The organism is Acinetobacter nosocomialis NIPH 2119, from assembly GCF_000368085.1.
Lineage (GTDB): Bacteria > Pseudomonadota > Gammaproteobacteria > Pseudomonadales > Moraxellaceae > Acinetobacter > Acinetobacter nosocomialis.
Genome location: NZ_KB849239.1, coordinates 1,972,756 through 1,973,666, shown reverse-complemented (window position 1 = coordinate 1,973,666; position 911 = coordinate 1,972,756). Strand labels below are relative to the sequence as shown.

General features: G+C 47.0%; 1 pseudogene. It reads left to right on the top strand.

Annotated elements, in window-relative coordinates:
- Positions 1-911 (top strand): annotated as a pseudogene (locus tag F984_RS13225) (hypothetical protein); the annotation flags it as partial.

The following is a 911-nucleotide window of genomic DNA, read 5'->3' as shown; positions in this document are numbered from 1 at the left end:
GCAGACAAAGGCCTGAACTTTAGTGTCAATGGTGGCACGGCAGACAACGTGAAGTTAGGTGAAACGGTTAACTTTGCAGATGGCACCAACACCACAGCAGTCTATGACCCAGCAACCAATACCTATAAATACAATGTAAATGACAACATTGCATTAACCAATGCCGGTAGCTTAACGGTAGGTAACACTAAAGTTGATAACAGTGGATTAACCATTACCGGCGGTCCAAGTGTAACGACTGTAGGTATTAATGCGGGCAACCAGAAGATTACTAACGTTGCAGCTGGAACCAATGCGACTGATGCTGTCAATGTTAGTCAGCTTGATGCATTAAGCACCTCAAGCAATAACAAGACCGATGCCTTGGGTAACAGCACCGCCAATAATCTGGGTGGTGGGGCAAGCTATGACAGCACTACAGGCGCTGTAAGTGCACCAACCTATGTCACCACTAAAACTGATGGTACGACCGTTAATGCCAATAATGTCGGTGATGCCTTAACTAACCTGAACAATGAAGTGGTTAAACCAATTACCTTTGCAGGTAATAGTGGCAGTGTTGACCGTAAATTGGGTGAAACCCTGAATATCACAGGTGGCCTGACAGCATCTGGCTCGAACTCGAATGTGAAGACGGTTATCAGTGGCAATACGGTTGATATTCAACTTGCAGATGCTCCGGTGTTTGCAGGGAAGTTGACTGCAAACGGACTGGATGCAAATGGCGAGAAAATTACCAATGTTGGTGCGGGCACGAATGCTACCGATGCAGTAAACAAAGGCCAGCTTGATGCGTTAAGCACCTCAAGCAACAACAAGACCGATGCCTTGGGCAACAGCACTGCCAATAATCTGGGTGGTGGGGCAAGCTATGACAGTACAACAGGTGCGGTAAGCTCACCGACCTATAC